The sequence below is a fragment of the Furfurilactobacillus sp. WILCCON 0119 genome (genome assembly GCF_053471565.1).
This window is the reverse complement of record NZ_JBPCCV010000001.1, coordinates 130,209-146,917: the sequence shown is the minus strand read 5'-3', so window position 1 is coordinate 146,917 and position 16,709 is coordinate 130,209. Positions and strand designations below refer to the sequence as shown.

The 16,709-nt window shown below is 47.5% G+C and carries 17 protein-coding genes and 1 pseudogene; 6 read left to right on the top strand and 12 right to left on the bottom strand.

Annotation, left to right across the window (positions count from 1 at the left end):
* Positions 1 to 23: 23 nt before the first annotated feature.
* The 3 genes from ACRYI5_RS00800 to ACRYI5_RS00790 form a co-directional block, all read right to left on the bottom strand.
* Positions 24 to 2,444 carry a DNA translocase FtsK gene (locus ACRYI5_RS00800; protein WP_448223911.1) on the bottom strand — a complete coding sequence of 807 codons (2,421 nt, stop codon included), beginning with the start codon at positions 2,442 to 2,444 and terminating at the stop codon, positions 24 to 26.
* A gap of 134 nt (positions 2,445 to 2,578) precedes the next feature.
* A complete protein-coding gene (gene ytpR / locus ACRYI5_RS00795) occupies positions 2,579 to 3,217 on the bottom strand; it encodes a YtpR family tRNA-binding protein (RefSeq protein WP_448223910.1) in 639 nt (212 codons plus the stop codon).
* A gap of 245 nt (positions 3,218 to 3,462) precedes the next feature.
* On the bottom strand, positions 3,463 to 4,653 hold the full coding sequence (locus ACRYI5_RS00790; protein ID WP_448223909.1) for a multidrug effflux MFS transporter: 1,191 nt from the start codon (positions 4,651 to 4,653) through the stop codon (positions 3,463 to 3,465).
* A 236-nt stretch (positions 4,654 to 4,889) separates the two neighbouring features.
* On the opposite strand from ACRYI5_RS00790, the gene ACRYI5_RS00785 reads away from it, so the two are divergent.
* Entirely contained in the window at positions 4,890 to 5,228 is a 339-nt protein-coding gene (locus ACRYI5_RS00785) for a hypothetical protein (RefSeq protein WP_448223908.1), read from the top strand.
* 108 nt (positions 5,229 to 5,336) lie between these two features.
* On the opposite strand, the gene ACRYI5_RS00780 is transcribed toward ACRYI5_RS00785, so the two are convergent.
* The 5 genes from ACRYI5_RS00780 to ACRYI5_RS00760 form a co-directional block, all read right to left on the bottom strand.
* Positions 5,337 to 6,281, bottom strand: a complete 945-nt coding sequence (locus ACRYI5_RS00780) for an alpha/beta hydrolase (protein WP_448223907.1) — start codon at positions 6,279 to 6,281, stop codon at positions 5,337 to 5,339.
* Positions 6,271 to 7,620, bottom strand: coding sequence for a hypothetical protein (locus ACRYI5_RS00775; protein WP_448223906.1), 1,350 nt, complete (start codon positions 7,618 to 7,620; stop codon positions 6,271 to 6,273). The genes ACRYI5_RS00780 and ACRYI5_RS00775 overlap by 11 nt, the downstream gene beginning before the upstream one ends.
* A 181-nt stretch (positions 7,621 to 7,801) precedes the next feature.
* Entirely contained in the window at positions 7,802 to 8,467 is a 666-nt protein-coding gene (gene trmB, locus ACRYI5_RS00770) for a tRNA (guanosine(46)-N7)-methyltransferase TrmB (protein WP_407880126.1), read from the bottom strand.
* A 37-nt stretch (positions 8,468 to 8,504) separates the two neighbouring features.
* The gene (locus tag ACRYI5_RS00765) at positions 8,505 to 9,767 is read right to left on the bottom strand and encodes an ABC transporter permease (RefSeq protein WP_448223905.1); all 1,263 of its coding nucleotides are present in this window, start codon (positions 9,765 to 9,767) and stop codon (positions 8,505 to 8,507) included.
* Entirely contained in the window at positions 9,724 to 10,461 is a 738-nt protein-coding gene (locus ACRYI5_RS00760) for an ABC transporter ATP-binding protein (RefSeq protein ID WP_448223904.1), read from the bottom strand. The genes ACRYI5_RS00765 and ACRYI5_RS00760 overlap by 44 nt, the downstream gene beginning before the upstream one ends.
* 164 nt (positions 10,462 to 10,625) lie before the next feature.
* On the opposite strand from ACRYI5_RS00760, the gene ACRYI5_RS00755 reads away from it, so the two are divergent.
* From ACRYI5_RS00755 to ACRYI5_RS00735, 5 genes are all read left to right on the top strand, one after another.
* The gene (locus ACRYI5_RS00755) at positions 10,626 to 11,060 is read left to right on the top strand and encodes an HIT family protein (RefSeq protein WP_448223903.1); all 435 of its coding nucleotides are present in this window, start codon (positions 10,626 to 10,628) and stop codon (positions 11,058 to 11,060) included.
* A gap of 3 nt (positions 11,061 to 11,063) precedes the next feature.
* A complete protein-coding gene (locus ACRYI5_RS00750) occupies positions 11,064 to 11,321 on the top strand; it encodes a hypothetical protein (RefSeq protein WP_448223902.1) in 258 nt (85 codons plus the stop codon).
* Positions 11,322 to 11,469: 148 nt separating this feature from the next.
* Positions 11,470 to 12,384, top strand: coding sequence for a peptidylprolyl isomerase (locus ACRYI5_RS00745; protein WP_407880134.1), 915 nt, complete (start codon positions 11,470 to 11,472; stop codon positions 12,382 to 12,384).
* A 174-nt stretch (positions 12,385 to 12,558) separates the two neighbouring features.
* Positions 12,559 to 12,930, top strand: coding sequence for an iron-sulfur cluster biosynthesis family protein (locus tag ACRYI5_RS00740; protein ID WP_448223901.1), 372 nt, complete (start codon positions 12,559 to 12,561; stop codon positions 12,928 to 12,930).
* 23 nt (positions 12,931 to 12,953) lie between these two features.
* The gene (locus ACRYI5_RS00735; protein ID WP_448223900.1) at positions 12,954 to 13,334 is read left to right on the top strand and encodes a VOC family protein; all 381 of its coding nucleotides are present in this window, start codon (positions 12,954 to 12,956) and stop codon (positions 13,332 to 13,334) included.
* 87 nt (positions 13,335 to 13,421) lie between these two features.
* Here ACRYI5_RS00735 and ACRYI5_RS00730 read toward each other — a convergent pair.
* The 4 genes and pseudogenes from ACRYI5_RS00730 to ACRYI5_RS00715 form a co-directional block, all read right to left on the bottom strand.
* Positions 13,422 to 13,895 (bottom strand): annotated as a pseudogene (locus tag ACRYI5_RS00730) (YhgE/Pip family protein); the annotation flags it as partial.
* A gap of 12 nt (positions 13,896 to 13,907) precedes the next feature.
* The gene (locus ACRYI5_RS00725; protein WP_448223899.1) at positions 13,908 to 14,873 is read right to left on the bottom strand and encodes a YhgE/Pip domain-containing protein; all 966 of its coding nucleotides are present in this window, start codon (positions 14,871 to 14,873) and stop codon (positions 13,908 to 13,910) included.
* 115 nt (positions 14,874 to 14,988) lie between these two features.
* Positions 14,989 to 15,585 (bottom strand): TetR/AcrR family transcriptional regulator, encoded by a 597-nt coding sequence (locus ACRYI5_RS00720; protein ID WP_448223898.1) that lies wholly within the window; start codon positions 15,583 to 15,585, stop codon positions 14,989 to 14,991.
* Between the two features lie 126 nt (positions 15,586 to 15,711).
* On the bottom strand, positions 15,712 to 16,683 hold the full coding sequence (locus ACRYI5_RS00715; RefSeq protein WP_448223897.1) for a 3'-5' exoribonuclease YhaM family protein: 972 nt from the start codon (positions 16,681 to 16,683) through the stop codon (positions 15,712 to 15,714).
* Between the last annotated feature and the right edge of the window lie 26 nt (positions 16,684 to 16,709).

Below are 16,709 nucleotides of genomic sequence, written 5' to 3'. Positions count from 1 at the left end.
GCAATTGATGGTCCTTGTTTAACCTAATCTTCATCAGTCTCCTGGTTCAACTGCTCGGGCGTTAAGTACACTTCCCGTGGCTTTGAACCCTGCTGAGCAGAAACGTAGCCGTTAGATTCCAGTTGATCAACAAGGTTGGCCGCCCGGTTATACCCAATCGAAAAGACGCGCTGAAGTTTCGATGTTGACACCGTTTTTTCGTCAGCGACGTACGTCAAAACTTCCGGCCATAAATCATCTTGGTCTTCCGCCGCAATTTCAGTTGCCAATAATTGTTTGGGCTCAAACGCATAGTGTGGCGCCATTTGTTCCCGAACAAAATCAGTCACTGCGTCAATTTCAGCATCGACATAAGTCCCCTGCAACCGAATTGGCTGACTCTTTCCGTTACCTAGATACAACATGTCTCCACGACCCAAAAGTCGTTCAGCACCCGCCGTATCCAGAATCGTTCGGGAATCAATTTGACTTGAAACCATGAACGCAACCCGGGTCGGAATGTTATTTTTGATGGTCCCCGTGACAACATCGACGGATGGCCGCTGAGTGGCAACAAGCAAGTGGATCCCGGCAGCCCGTGCCTTTTGCGTAATCCGTGCAATGTAATCTTGAACCTCTGAGGACGCAACCATCATCAGGTCAGCCAATTCATCAATGATGATTACGATGTATGGCATCTTCTGCTCTGGATGGTCGCTTGCCATGGCCTTGTCGTTGTATTGCTCAATGTTACGTGCGCCAGCAGCTGCTAACCGTTGGTACCGTTCTTCCATTTCGGTAACCGTCCACTTCAATGCGGCTGCGGCCGCCTGTGGTTCGGAGACAACTGGTGACAGCAGGTGAGGAATCCCATTATACGGTGCCATTTCAACGGCCTTTGGATCAATTAAGATCAGTTTGACCTCTTGCGGGGTCGCCTTATATAAAATGGACAACAATAAGCTGTTAATGAACACAGACTTCCCGGAACCAGTGGCCCCAGCGATCAGTCCGTGTGGCATGTTTCGAAGATCCGTCACTTGTGGTTGGCCAAAAAGGTCGACCCCAAGTGCCACCGTCAATGGTGACGTACTATTCTGGAATGCAGGTGACCGGAGCACTTCGGACAACATAACTGGCCGCGACTTCAAATCAGGGATTTCGATCCCAACGGTTGATTTCCCTGGAATTGGTGCCTCGATCCGTATGTCTTTTGCAGCCAGTGCAAGCTTCAAGTCATCCTGTAAATTGGTAATTTTATTGACCCGGACGCCTGGTCCCAAGCTTACTTGAAACTGGGTTACCGTTGGGCCGACAGTATAGTCAACTACCTCACCTGAAACATGAAACGAGGATAACGTTTCGTTTAAAACGTCGATCTGATTTTCAATCCACGCATCCAACTTTGCTTCATCACGCATCACCGGAGGCTTCAGCAGATCTAAGCTTGGAAAATGATACGTTAATAACGACTTATCATCCTCATTGGCATAGCTTCGACCAGACGGTAACTCGGTGATTGGTGCGCTGGTTTCTTCGGCCACCTCATCTTCATCAACAGAATCTGCGTGGTCGTTATTAAACAGTGCCAGGTCCTTTTGACCGTTTTGCTCTTCATTGAAGATGTCAGCCAACCCATGGCCCAACGCCCCCTGTGGCCGCGATGGTGCGACCGGTGCAGCACTTGCTGGCTTGGTAACCACTGACGGAACTTCTTCAACGATTGTGGGCGTAACGCTTGCTGGCTCAACCGGGGCTTCACTTGATTGTGCGGACTCGGCAGCCGTTGATGCCACCATGACCGGTTGGCTCGTTACGGGAACGACCGTTGTGGTTGGCGCGACAACAACGGCCGCTTCCTCGGTCGTGACCGGCGCTTCACTGATCTTATCACTCAAGACGGTTGCTTCCGTGGCGCTTGTTGGTTCACTGGTTGGCGTTGCTAGTGATTGGACGGCGCTTGGCGCGCTCGTTTCCGTTGCAGACGTGACTTCATGAGACCAATCATCACTCCCCCACGCACTCATTGCACCGTTGTTTTGCTCAGAAAACGCCGTTGACGCTTGTGAGAATGGCCGGTTAACAGCCGAAACATAGCCTGCCTCGCTCGTCGCGCTTGCTTCTGGCGCAACTGGCGTCACTGAAGCGGCCGCAGGTGCCGTTGAAACAGTTGATTCCACCACCGCTGCTTCACTAGCGGGCGTATGCCATGCACGACGTGGCCGAACGGTTTGCGCAATCGCACGGGCTTGCTGCGACGCATACTTCATTGCCATTGACCGGTCTAGCTCAACTTCGTTACTTCCGTAGCGAACGGCCTCGCTGGTTGCGGACATTGGTGTTGCGGCTGTCGATGACGGTCTTGGTGCTGGTGTCGCCAGTAACCGGTGTTGCCGTTGTTCACGTGCTCGTTCAAATTCTTCTGGATGTTGCCGAAAAAACGTCGGACCATCATAGTGTTTCATTGAATCACCTAAATCAATTTTGTTGTTTACTCAGCGATAAATGACGATTCCTATTCAGGAATAAAAAAGGAAGGCCCTGGCCTTCCTCACATCAATACATTACTTAATGATCATTAGTTTGGCTAGATTTTGCATTACGCAAATAGTGTATTACCCTTTTCAAAATCAAAAGGGGTTCCCACCGCCGCAAAATCATCCGGCAAAATTAATGCCCCCTTCTTTTGAGGTGCATTCTTTAACCGAAGCTCGCGACCACTAGTAATCATACCATTTGACGGCACCCCACGCAATTCGCCCGGCCAGATCACTTGCCCACTTGGCATCATTGCACCGACTTTGGCAACGACAACATAGATGTGATCCGTCATGTTCGGTGAACCACTGACAATTTGAACCGTTTGATCATTATCGATCCGCGTTGTTGTCACCAATAGGTGGTCTGAATCAGGGTGTGGTGTTGTTGCTTCAACATAGCCAACCACAAAGCGTGGTTCGTGATCATTTTCCAAATCAGCTGGCATGTTTGCCGCAGTTAACGCCTGATTCAACGCGGCAACCTGGGCGTCAGTCAATGCTAATTGACCATTACCAGAAATGCTGGCATCAATCGCGCTAACGTTTAAGAAATTGTAGCCCAATGTTTGATCTGTTGCTGGATCGAAAATCCGGGCAATGTTACCTGTAACCGTCACGGCCTGTTCACTCACGTCCGGTCCGAGAATCACAACCAGGACATCCGGTGATGCCTGCTGGTTCATACTTGCAATCAACATTTTTCATCCTCCAAGATTGGGCCACGAGAATCACCAGATTTCGTGCCCAATAAACGTTTATACACCAGTTTATACGAAATTATCAGCAATTTAAAGGTGCAACGGCCCTGAAACACCATGTTTTCATCAATTTGCACAAAATTTAGTTTTCACTATGCCGATAAACGTTTGCACCAAACAAAAATGGCCGACGCTTCGTCATTTCGAAGAATCGGCCACCTGCATTTTTCAATCGTCATTAATGGCTAGGACGTTGCTTTATGTCTATGGCGCTGATCAACTAGGCCAAATACGGTCAACATCACAATTGCGGTTCCCAAAAAATATTTCGGTAACGTTTGAATCGAGTGTCCGTGTAAAACACTCATTCCATACGTCAGCGCGCTAACCAGACAGTAATATCCCAAACTGAACCACCCACTGGCGCGGCCCATCACGGCTTCATAACCAACAAGTGCACGGTTAAGCGCGTTTGGTAACGTCACGTTGAACCCCAAAAAGGCCAGAAAAAAGCCAATCACCAGCCAACCTGGCTGATTATTGATGGCAGCAAGCCATAGCCCTGCTGACGCCAAACAGCTCAATGATAAACCGCCAATAATCAACTGCTGTGGTTGCCACCACGTTAATAACCAGTTCACCAATAAGCTGCCTAACAGGCTGGCCAATGCGAGGCTCAGGCCAAGGGCCCCATACGTTACCGCACGAAAATGAAAGTGGGTTTCAAAAATAAACGGTGCCTCAGCATAGTAGCTAAACAGCATGCCGTTGATTCCACCAATTAAAATGCCGTATGCCCAAACAACAGGATCACGCCATAAACGGTGTAACAGATCTTGCTGAGCATCCGTTTCAGCCGTTATTGACTGCGGCCTCGTTTCTGGTAAGGCTAGTACGGCATAGCCAAACACAAGAATGGCTAAAATCACGAGCGCAACGAACACGTTTCGCTCACCCGCCCAGGTTTGGATCGCGCCCCCAATTAATGGGCCCAACGCTGGGGCTAGGGCTAACGCCGCACTGGTTTGTGCAAAAATTTTGGCTCCCGCACGGCCATGGAAGCTCTCACGCATGATGGTTTGGGTCACCACTGATCCCGTACTGGCACCAAAGGCTTGGACCAGACGACTAATAATGATTCCCGTCAATGTCTGGCTAAGTAGCAGGCCAACATTGCCGATGAGATAGATCACGATGCCGGCTAACAGTGCGGGGCGACGACCCCACCGGTCAGCAAGCTGCCCCCAGATAAGGACCCCAAGCGCAAACGAAATAAAGTACACGCTCATGGTCAACTGCACGCGATTTGCACTCACATGCAGTGTTTGTTGTAATGCCGGTAAAATCGGCGTAAAGATTGATTCACTAATTTGTGGAAAGCCCACTAACGTCACCAATAATGTGAGCGTCGGAACTGTTCCGCGGACGTTTTTCATCAGATTCTCCTTAAAAATTTAATCTAGGAAAAACGTCCTTCACCGTTTACGGCAACACACACCAAGATTCGTTCATAATTCATGGTGTCACCTCTTTTCTATGTCGTTACACGATACGGAACTTGATCCAGTCTGTCAACCGTCCTATGTCAGCAACTTAGTGGTGAACAATTTTTTATATTCGCGCTTTTGGTGTACACTATGAACATTCATTAACACGTTTAGGAGGAATCATTGTGACAAATGACCATTATTACCGCCGTTTAGCACTCTTGGCCGGTGCCGGTATCAGCGCCGGATTTGCCATTGGATCAGCCATTCAAGCCATCCATGTCAAACACCCCGACCGAATCCTCGCCAAAGTTAAAACATCATTTCAAAAGACCGGTGATCTGGACGGATCATGGATCGAGCACCGGCCCGTTCCGTTTAAAAAACGGGCGTCTGACGTCCTCGTCTACCGCGGTGGCGTAACTCGTCAAGAGAATCACCACACAGTTGTTTATGCGTTCTTAGCCGACATTTACTCCGGTAAAGTTCTCGATGTATGGAAAGTGGCCACGCCCCTTTCATAGCGCGTTAAATAATTCTGCTCAATAACATAAAATGGCTGCTTCCCAAGTTTTGGGAAGCAGCCATTTTATGTTACCGCCGTTCTTAATCACGATTTAGATCATCATCGCTTACTTTTTTGAGGATGACTGATCATTAAGGTCACCTACATTAGTCTTTTGATTAGTCGTCCCTGTTGACTGTGGCTGCCGGAACCGGGCACCCTGGAACTGAAGCAAGTTTTGCGACATTAGCGTCACGATTTGCTTGTTCTGCGGCAAATCGGTATGTTCCGCGTCACTCCCGGTGACCGTTAGTTCAGTAAAATGAGCCACCTGGTCCTGATAAACATACTTACCCGCGTACACACTTTCAACCGGCACAATCCCGTCACTGGTGTAATTTTCCGTGCCCGCGACGAGATAAACATTAAGGGCCTTTGGTAATTTATTCCGGTTATCAACCATATCATTTAACATGTCAACCCGTTTAGTTTGATCCTTATCTTCAAGGTTAAACGGTGACCCCAACATCATTAACTCGTGCATCTTGAATTTAGACTGGTTGAAGTAATTCTCTAAAAAGAGGGTGTAAATGAGGCCCCCGTTCGAGTGGCCATAACCAGAGAAGTTATTGAAGTTATAGGTCTTTGCTAAGTACAAAAAGGCTGTGTTAAACCATTTTGCCTGTTTCTTAATATTGCTGTACCCATCCTTATTGTTCTCAAACGCCACAACAAAGAATGGTGCGTTATCACCAGCCCGCACATGACCAGTGACCCGCAGCGTGTTATCAGTTTTGACCGTTACCTTAACCACACTGTGCTGCACTGGTTGCTTGTTTCCCTGCTGGTTCGGGTTCGCCTTCCCAGAATTAATTGTTTTGATCAGGTCGTCAAACCGATTTTGACCAGCTGATGATCCAGGAATAAAAATCACCGGGGACATTTGCGACTCACGGATGGCCCGTGGCTTTGTCACTGTATGGGTAACCCATGGCACGGTGCACACAACAATGAGCACCAGAAAGAGAACAAATGCGCCTAACACGCCCCACCGAGTTCGTTTAATCTTCATGGTCGTCTCCTTTTGCCTTGGCTTTCTTTGCCCGGTCACGCTGAATCAATAAGGCCTGCAGACGATTACCATTTTTAACAAACGGAATAAACAACGCCACATCCACGATGAACAAGACAAACGCGACGATCAACGTTTTGATGTCGCCCCCGGTTCCCACGTATCCTTGCAACACGCCCGGTGTCGTCCACGGAATTCGATAAACGACCGGTGGAATCACCTTTGTCTTAATTAAAATTGCCCCAACCACCATGTTGATGACCGGCACAAAGACCATCGGAATCAGATAAATCGAATTGAAAATCACAGGCAACCCAACTAAGCCAATTCCCGATAGGTTTGACAATGCAGGTAACAGTGATCGGTAAGCAACCCGTCGCTCACGATGGGTAATCCCGACTAAAATAATGGCAATTGCCAATGCTAATAACCCACCAACACCACCAATGTTTCCAAACACATCGTACAACGTATGTAACGTGATCGGATATGGTGCCCCAAAGGACGTGTGGTGCGCCTGGGCAAATTGAGCGTTAGCGCCAGAAAACGTCGAGTAATTAATCAACCGTGGCTGTGCAATGGGACTCGCCAGCCCGATAAACATCAAGAGATTACTAATAATGGCCGAAAGCAAAATCGCCGGAACCCGAGTGGTTGCGTTCCCAACCGTAATGGCCGCCAGCCCCTCGTTTAAAATCCCTAGTGGTCCCTGTGTTGTAACCAGGCTGATCAACCAGCCCAAGAGCATAAATAGCATCAGCACCAACGCCAATGGGATAAACATGCGTTGAGACCGCGCGAAGACCCGGTCATCGTCCGTTAATTGTTCGATTTTTGGAAGGTGCCGCGTCAACGGCAAGCGAAAAATCATTCCGACAATAATTCCGGTCACAAACGCTAAAAATAAGCCGCGCAACCCGAAGTTATTAAACAAAAACAGGTTATCTGCGCTCCGATAATCATAATTCAAAATCATATATGCGGCGGCACTTGCTAACCCAGTGGTCATCTTATCCCGGCGACACATTTCAGCGTAGTAGTACCCCACAAGATAAGCAGCACAAATACTGACCACAACGTTTAGCATGATCACCAGGTCGGTTAACAAATCACTTGCAATCAGCAACTTCTCACCAAGGGCCTGAAAGTGGAAAATTTGAAAATAAAAGCCGTCTGGCCGAAGCCAGGCTTCGTTGATCCAGTTAAGCAAAACATCCATCATGACAAACGGAAAGAGGATGGTTAGTGCGTGGCGAATAACAGCCATTAATGGCCGATCACGAAAAAAAAGCGCGATGGCGCCATTTCGTGCATGAAAAGCGCTCATTAAGCGTTTCATTATGGTTCCTCCTCGTCCCTTTAATTAAGTTCTTTATACCCCCCGGGTTTGTTGATTGCAAGCCATATCACGTCATTTTCGTTAAAAGTCCGGGCGCCCATGTTGATGAGAAGATGACCACAAAAAAGACGCCCTTCCTTATCATTAAGAAAAGCGTCATTTAAGAACGGCTCATTCACCGTTATTTTTCTGTTGGAACAAACTGTGCCACCAGCCGGTAAATTGGTTGGCCCTTGGCAGCAAATTTTTGTTCGTATTCCGTTTCTACGTTTTCAAACTGGCCATCACTTGCCGCAACGTCTGTGTGCAGATCTAAGGAAACTTCCGTCAGTTTCATCCCGAAGTTGGCCATGCTCATCAACGAATATTCGAACAAATGCCGATTATCCGTCTTAAACTGAATTGCGCCACCGATCCCTAAAACAGCAACGTAACTGGCTAAAAAGGTCGGTGATGTTAACCGCCGTTTTTCATGACGCGTCTTTGGCCATGGATCAGAGAAATTCAAATACAGATGATCTACTTCCAAGGGTTCAAAAAAGTTTTCAATCCCCTGTCCGTCTGCTAGCACCCACTGAAGATTTGGCAATGCTTCTGGCAGCGACCGTTTTAATGCGGCTCCCAGCACAGATTTTTGTAACTCGATCCCGACAAAGTTTCGTTCTGGATGGGCCTTTGCCATGCCAATTAAAAATTGCCCCTTACCAGTCCCAATTTCAACTTGCAGCGGCTGTTCCCGTTCGAAGCGGTCCTGCCAGTGGCCCCGATGATTCACGGGTTCCAAAACGATTGCTTGTGGATTAGCGGCGATCAGCTCGTCCGCCCATGGTTTGTTTCTAACGCGCATACTTATTCTCCTTAATTAAGGTCGCTAAATAATGTCATTACATTGCCATCTTCTTCAATCGTAAGCGACTGTACCAACCAACGAAGATGATTAATTCTAAGCCTAAGGCGAAAATATCGGTGCCAAGCCGCACCCAGGACCAATTCACGCTGGCGTCAACGGCCACCAGTGCAACCGCCGTCAATGTTAACAGCACCGTTAACACCCGGCGAAAGGCCGCTAACTGCATGGCAGTGGTCACCGGATAAAGGTGCGTGAACACCTTGCCTGCGTACTGCCCGTAAAATGGCAATAACTGAAAGCCAATTAGATAGACCGCCAAAAGCATCACGATCAGGCTGATCACCTGACTATGAACAAAGATCAAAATGACCATGCCAATAACGGTAAGCCGCACCACCAAACCGAATGTATCACTGTCGCGGCCCAACCCACGGGTAAATAGATAGAGGTATGGATTGGTTGATCGACCAACGATCATCCGCCACAGTGGGTCCAAATACCGGCGCCGTTTAACCGTTGCTTTAACCTGAGGAACGTCTGTAAACAGATTGAAGAACCGGTATAACAACATCATCCGGCTGGATTCTTCATCCACAAGCACATGCCAGGCCAGTTGGCCACGCACCCACGGTTGGCGTAGTCCAAAACTGGTCAAGGCGACAGCAAGGATTCCCAACCCGACTGCTAACCAGGCTGAAAGCCATACACCGCTTGCAAAAATCACTAATGGAACGATCCAGTTCAAGCACCGCGCCCATCCAACCGTTAAGCGTGTTTGCTGAACGGTTTGGCGCAATGCTAAGTTCATCCATGCCGCTTTAACCAAGATCTGGGTGACGATCATGAGCCCGGCTGAAAGCAAGCTCAGTTGGTCTGCTTGCCCCATAAATGGCACGAGGATAACACCGATCACCACTTGAATCACGCTCGCCATTAACAAACTGTAATTACGTGCGTGACGCAGATACGTGTGGAGTGGTGCCTCTGCTGGTAACAATAAAACCGCGTCGGCTGGTTCAATCAGCGTTGCTAATCGCCCCAACTGACTGCCGGCCGTCAGGACAATAACGGTTAGAATGGGTCCCCACCAAACGCCTGCTGTTAAGGACTTCAATCCGTTTTGATAGGCAAAGCCCAACGCACCGAAAAAGAAGAACAGTGCGATAACAAAGTGATCTGTGAAAACGAGGCGCAGATACTTCAGCAGCATGTTTCCGTGACGAGACAACCGCTGTGAAAACAACCGGCTTAACTCATTCATCGCGCTCACCATTGGCCAGCGCAAGGTAAATTTCATCTAGGGATTCCCCGGCGTCTGGGAAGGCCGCCCGCAGTTCTGGTAATGTCCCAGCGACCCGAACCTCACCTTGGTGCAGTAAGACGAACCGGTCACAATATAATTCAGCGTTTGCAAGAACGTGGGTCGACATTAAAATGGCTGCCCCACGGTCTTTTGCTGCCTGAATCAAATCTAAGAGATCGTGAACTGCAACCGGGTCCAGCCCCAAAAATGGTTCATCAATAATGAAGACACTGGCCTGCGTCATGAACGCATTCACGATCATCACCTTTTGTTTCATCCCCTTTGAAAAGTTCACGGGGAACCAGGTTAGCTTATTGTCTAACCGAAACAATTTTAATAATTCGTGAGCCCGTGGCCAGGTCTGTTCTGGATCGAGTCCGTACGCATGCATTGTTAATGTCAGCGTCTCTTCCAACGTCAATTCATCGTACAATACCGGCAACTCCGGAATGTACGCAATTTGTTGTTTATACGCCACCGGGTCATCGGTTAACGTCACACCGCCCAGTTTGATTTGTCCACGTTGCGGCGTTAATAACCCAATAATGTGATTAATGGTGGTTGATTTCCCGGCACCGTTTAACCCGATCAAGCCGACAATCTCCCCGTCATTCACGCGAAATGTCACGTCTTTTAACACTGGTACTTGTGAATAACCTCCCACAAGGTGGTTGACTTCAATACCCATAATGATGTCCTTTCACAAAGAAAAATCGTTGCTCCGATTATAGCATACCTCACCCCGTGATGACGGCCATCAAACGCCGCTTCCCACCCCCGACGCAAAACTTTTCGTTCTCTCCATTGATGTGTATAATTGGGGTAATCACGATTAACTGAGGAGGCTCCACAATGTTAGATGATAACTGTCTATTCTGTAAAATTATTAAGGGTGATATCCCGAGCTATACGGTTTACGAGGATGATGACGTCAAGGCCTTTTTGGATATCTCACAGGGCACCCCTGGTCACACACTCGTTATTCCTAAGACACACATCCCTGACATTTTTGCTTATGATGAGGCACTTGCGCAGCGCGTCTTTGCAAAAATCCCGAAGATTGCCCGGGCCGTCCGCGATTCTAACCCTGACATCGTGGCCATGAACATCGTTAATAACAACGGTGCCGTGGCGTACCAATCAGTCTTTCACTCACACTTTCACTTAGTTCCCCGTTACAGTGACCACGATGATTTCAAAATGATTTTCAAGGATAATAGCGCTCAATATGATGACGATGCCTACAAAGCGCTGCAACAACACATCATTGATCACATGGAGGCGTAGCCCATGTTTAACAAACTCACTGATCCGATTCGTGACCTCATCCAATCCACAACGGATTTCACAAAGGCAATAAAACGGCTCAACAACAACGTGAACCAACTATCGGCAACCGCAACTCAGGCTCAAGAAACCATCACCGACATTCAAAAGTCCGTGGACCGGTTCCAGTTCAAGGTTGACGCACACCAAAAAGTTCTTCAGGAAGGTGTGGACCAACTCAACCAGGATCTTAATGATCTTACCAACCGTCTCCCCCACTAAACGGAAGATTCCTTAAGCGAAACTTAACCCAAAGCAAAGTTTCTGTTAAGGGCGCGCAGGCATTCTACTTTCAGCTTAATCTATGTTAAGATATGCTTTGTGTGATTCATTAGACTCAACTAAAAAACGAATTGGATGTGAACTTTTTATGAAAAAATGGTTACTTATTCCTGCTGGCCTCTTGATGGCCCTTTCCTTAGCCGCTTGTGGTAACAAAACAGTGGCAACAACTGATGGTGGTAAAGTTACTCAGGACGAATATTACTCAAGCATGAAGACGACAAGTCAGGGTAAGCAAGTTCTGCAACAGATGATCATCAAGAAGGTTCTTGAAAAGAAATACGGCGACAAGGTTTCTGACAAGAAGGTTACTAAGCAATACGATGCCCTGAAGAAACAATACGGCTCAAGCTTTAGTAGCATGTTAGAACAACAAGGAATGACCGCTTCTGGCTTAAAAGACACGTTGCGTTTAAACCTGTTGTTACGTGAAGCTGTTAAGAACGACGTGAAGATTTCTGACTCTGACCTGAAGAAACAGTTCAAAGACTGGGAACCTAAAGTCCAAACAGCCATCATCGTTACTTCTTCTAAGGACAAGGCTCAAAAAGCCATTGACGCTTTAAACAACGGAGACAGCTTTAGTACCGTTGCTAAGAAGTACTCTGAAGACTCCAGCACAAAGAACAAGGGCGGAAAAGTCGGCAAGTTCGATAACGCCACTTCTTCTGTTGATGACTCCATTAAAACAGCAGCCTTCAAGCTGAAGAATGGTGAATACACCACTAGTCCTGTTGCTGACACAAGCTCAACCACTGGGACAAAGAGCTACTACGTCATCAAGATGCTTGACAAGCCTTCTAAGGGAACTTGGAAAGATCACAAGCAGGACTTAAAGAACCAAATCTGGGACCAAGACATGGATACCAGCAATGGTGGGACGGTTCTTCAATCCGTTATCTCTAAGGAATTGAAGAAAGCCAATGTTTCCATCAAGGACAATGACTTGAAGGATGTCTTATCACAATACACATCAACTTCATCTTCATCCACTTCAAAATAATTCGTTTTCTAAATAAGAGCGCCGAAACCTCCTTAGGTTTCGGCGCTTTTTTGCATGGCGAAGGCCCAAAATCACCGCCGGTTAAGATCGCAGTGTTGATATGCTTGCATTCTTTTCAAAGTTAGCCGACAATATGGCTGTTTTAAACCATTCATTTATCGGAGGTGCGTTATTATGGCAACAACACATGAATTAACCTTTAGTGACGCTGTTTTAGCTAAAATCAACCCCCTACTGATTAAGGGCAACCGCTTATTATTGAGCTACGATGACGGCGTTGGCCCCTATTCACATCATGGGTTAATGGCGCTTCAAATTTCCTTTCAATTGATTGTTGTGGGTGAAGACGCAGACATCACCGATTATCAAGCCACGCTGCCATCTAATCTGGGCCCCGTCCATTACAAAGACTATTCCGGCGAATTTCTCGGTCACCACTTGCAAGCCGACTTTAACACGTTGATGCACACCATTCGCCTTTCTGATGAAAGTGAACAGATCGACGATGACGTTGCCTTAATTATTGATCCAAGCGCGGCTAAATAACGTTAGCCAGAAAGGTTTGTCACATGCCATCCATTACGCACATTCAAATTATGTTGTACGTTAACGACGTGCCGGCCATGGCCACTTTTTGGCAACACGCGGTGAGCGCAGAAGTGACCCACCGTCAGAATATGCCTGACGGGTCTGAAAGTGTAACGCTCACAATTTTGAACGAGGTTGATTTGTGTCTGTTTGATCAACACTTTATTCAGACGACTTCCCCAGAAGTGGCGTTAAATTCGCCATCGCTCTTATTCCAAACGTCACATTTTGATGCCCTCTACCACCAGATCCGCACGGTTAGCCCATCAACTGGTGCCATCAGTGTGCACAATCAACAACGCAGCTTTAACTTTGCGGATCCTGAAGGTCATTATTTTGCCGTCAGTGAAATCCCGTCTTAGTGGCAGTATAAAACCCCAAAAGTTAGTGATAACTTTTGGGGTTTTCCTATGGATTAACATTCACTGAGCACTAGCCGTCCTGTCTAACTAAACCACACCTGCTTTAAGGACTTTACCAGTTGTCTTTTGAACCTTACTTTTCCGCCGATCCATGGCGTATTTTACAATGATCAACCCGTTTGCAAGCACCAGTGCGCCCAAAAGCATCAACACATCAACGCCAATCCCACCGTTCAATGAGATTCCCTGCCGAAGCCCATCAATGAGGTACGTCATTGGTAAGTACGGATTGATGATCCGGGCGTAGTTACTCGTTAATTCCACCGGGTACAATCCGGCTGCCGCAGAGAGCTGGACCACCAGTAAGATTGTAATGAGCCACGTACCAAAGTCACCCAAGACCACCCGCAAACAGAAAATCAATGATAAGAAGGTCAGCGCGCCCAACACAATCATGGCGCTGAGTTTTCCTTCATTGACAGCATGAAGCCCGTTCCCGAAAGCCAATGTCGGAATTAAAGCGCCTGCCTGTAAAAGCCCAACTGCACCAATGATTGAAAATTTGCCGCACCATTACCACCATGCTGAATCAGTGTGCTTCTTTGAATAGCTTGCATCAAACATAGTCCCAAGACCAATGCCGCCCACAAAGACCCCAATGGCAATTGAGAATGGTGCCATCCCGGTTCCGTTATTCGGAACCTTTGCAACATCCGTTGTAGATGATTCCACGGGTGAAGCCAACACTTTTGCCGTCTTATTTGTCTGTTTAATTTGGGCCAACTGAATGGCCCCCTTCGTTAAATGACTCGTCAACAACTGTTCGCCCGCGGTCGCCTGCTGCGTCCCCGCGGTTAATCCCGCCGTTTGAGCAGCAATTGCATGTGCCGCTTGGTTAGCCCCTAACTGCTGGTCTAGTTTCTGATTTTCGCCATCCACGGTTTGCAAGCCCTGACTAATTTTTGTTAGTCCCGCTGTGACGGTGCCACTTTTTTGCCCAGCCGTTGCCATTCCTACCTGGGCACCCTTAAATGCGCTCAGCAAAGCGGCGACGTTCATTTGACTTACCTGCTTTGAAACGTTTGCTCGAATCGCTGTTGTCGCCCCAGTTGTCATCTTTGAAACGATAAAATTGCGGCCTGAGTTGATCGTAAATTTGAGCAGGGCCGGTTGCGGTGTTTTAGTAAGTAACGTCGTTGCACGTTTAGAAAAATCATGTGGGATCGTCACCACCATGTCATAGTCACCAGTCCGAATCCCCTTACGTGCGGCCTTTGCTGTTGTAACATGATAATCCATCGACTTTGAATCGTTAAGTTTATTCGTCAACTGGCGGCCAATATCAATCGACCGTCCATGAACGGTTGTCGCCTGATCATGATTAACAACCGCTACCGGAATGTGGTCCACCCTTCCGTACGTATTCCACATGGATGATAAATAGAGAAAGCAGTAAATGGCGGGAATCAACGCAATCGCAAGTAACGCTGCTACCAATCCCGGCTTTTTCCATAATTGGTTCCACTCGTTTTTAATCATTTAAATCCCTTCCCCTCGTAAACCATTTGACGCTTGGTTCAAGGCTTATCCTAGTCGGGGACTTATCGGGATTCAATGTGCAAAACGACGCCAAGTGTTCATTTTTGGGAAGATTCTAAACGAACCGGGCTAATTCAACGGCTGATAGTTGGTGGCTCGCGATAAAAATCTGGAAAACGTCAGCAACTGTTTCTGACCGCTCATCTTGTAACCAATAAGTAATTGTTGCGAGCACATTTTGGGCCAAAATTTCACAAGCATATGCCGACGGGATGTTGTAATCAGCCGCCGGTGCCGCTTGTGGCGCGTCACTGACCCCCTTCGTGATTTCAGCTTTCGTTGCTTGCTTCATTTTATCGGCCAATTGTGATTCTGGTGTCTTCAATAATGCCTTCACTAGTTGCCGGTGTGCATCTAAATAATTAAAGAGCCAATAAAAAGCGTTATCCTCAGCTTGCAAAATAGTTTTAGGCATTTCTCGTTTCGCGTATGTTTCAAAGACACTTTCCACACCGTTGATCAATCGGTCTTCAAACTTTTCCAACAAATCAAACTTATCTAAATAGTGTAAGTAAAAGGTGCCTCGACTAATATGGGCCGTTTCGACAATGTCCCTAACGCTCATCTTTCTAAATCCTTTATTTGAAATAAGCTGAACCACTGCCGTTTCAATTTTGGCTTCAGTTTGTTGACGCTGACGTTCACTTTTCATGACTAACTATCCCTTACTTAGGCCGCGTTTTCTTGATTATAACAGGAATTATTAATAACCAGCTGGTCAACGCAAAAACGATCAGGGAATCATTCCCTGATCGTTTTTAAGTAGTCTTATAAATTGTTATTTTGGTTGTTCATTTGTTTCTTCCGCCGTTGGCCGAAAGAAGTTGCGCCCGTCCAGGCCAAAGATTCGTTCGGAAAAGGCCCCCGGTTCAGTGTGTTCGACGGCCGTTGTCATCATTTGAATGCTGGCATCTAACTCATCCAAATCGTGAAGCACTTCCGCCTCCAACAGGTGGGGGCGAACTGGCGAACCGTATTCCATTAGGCCATGGTGTGCCAGGATCATGTGCCGGAGCAAGATCAATTCCTCATCTTCAGGATCAAAGTGCAGTTCGTGACACACATCAACAATTTCTTCATCAATGAGGACAATGTGCCCGATCAAATTGCCTGCCAAAGTGTATGTGGTTGACACTGGTCCTGATAGTTCCGTCGTCTTTCCAAGGTCATGTAACAAGGCCCCGGCGTACAGCAAGGAGCGATCAATATTCGGGTGGAGATCGGCCACCGTTTTAGCAAGCCGGGCGATGGAAATTGTGTGGTACGCCAATCCGCCGGCAAACGCATGGTGGTTCTTTTTGGCTGCTGGGAAGCTGTAGAAGTCATCTGCGTGCCGTTGTAACAGCGTCCGCACCACCCGGTTCCATGATGGCGTTGTGATCTCAAAAATAATGTTTGAAATCTCTTCTTCCATCGCCGCGCGCGACATTGGTCCGTGAGCGACGAATACTGACGGGTCATGTGGTTCGCTGTCGTTGGCCAACCGTAAGTTTAAAATTTTGAGCTGTGGGCGTCCTTGATACAATTCCTTTTTTCCGTGGACAAGCACCACTTGTCCCGCAACATAGGTTTGAATGTCTTGTTCATTTGCATCCCAAAAGTTTCCCGCTAACTCGCCTGATTGATCTTCAAACGTTAGGTGGATAAACTGTTTGCCGTTCTTTGCTGTCCGGACATCAGCCCCCTTCAGCAAAACAAACAGATCAAATTCTTCATCCACTTGGAACGCCATTAACTGTTTTTCTGGCATTTTGCTTCTCCTCGTTTACATCAATT